The sequence below is a fragment of the Streptomyces mutabilis genome (assembly GCF_014649815.1).
Lineage (GTDB): Bacteria > Actinomycetota > Actinomycetes > Streptomycetales > Streptomycetaceae > Streptomyces > Streptomyces mutabilis.
On record NZ_BMTT01000239.1, the window covers coordinates 1 to 576 of the forward strand.

Here is a 576-nt window from a genome sequence, read left to right on the forward strand (position 1 = left end):
CCGGGGCTCACACTTTTCGGGGCTGTGTCGTCGGAAGGGGTGGAGAGCGGTAACCGATGTCTGTGAAGGAGTGTGTGATGTCTGCTCGTCTGAATCTTTTCGGTAGTGAGATCGCCGGCAAGGCCATGAAGGGGATCAACACGGCGAGTATGGCGGTGATCAACAGTGGGCTGCTGCCGAAGGCGACGATCGATCTGGTGCTGCTGCGGGCGAGCCAGATCAACGGCTGTGGTTTCTGCACGGATATCCACAGCAAGGATCTGGCGCACGCGGGAGAGAGTGCGGCGCGGGTGAATCTGGTGGCGGCCTGGCGTGAGGCGACGGTGTTCAGCGAGGCGGAGCGGGCTGCGCTGGAGCTGGCGGAGCAGGGTACGCGGATCGCCGATGGTTTCGGTGGTGTGCCGCAGGATGTGTGGGCGAACGCGGCCAAGCACTACGACGAGGAGCAGCTGGCCGCGCTGACCTGCCTGATCGCGCTGATCAACGCGAGCAACCGGCTGGGGGTCATCACCGCGCAGCCGGGCGGCGAGTACCAGCCGGGCCAGTTCGGCTGAGCCTGCCAGGCCACGACCCCCG

The 576-nt window shown here is 65.6% G+C and carries 1 protein-coding gene; it reads left to right on the forward strand.

Going from position 1 to position 576, the window contains the following annotated elements:
• Positions 1-77: 77 nt before the first annotated feature.
• Positions 78-554 carry a carboxymuconolactone decarboxylase family protein gene (locus IE142_RS35605; RefSeq protein ID WP_043384883.1) on the forward strand — a complete coding sequence of 159 codons (477 nt, stop codon included), beginning with the start codon at positions 78-80 and terminating at the stop codon, positions 552-554.
• The last annotated feature ends 22 nt before the right edge of the window (positions 555-576 follow it).

What these genes read in the sequence shown, in the direction of transcription:
- IE142_RS35605 (WP_043384883.1), top strand. Translation starts at nt 78, where the DNA reads ATGTCTGCTCGTCTGAATCTTTTCGGTAGTGAGATCGCCGGCAAGGCC.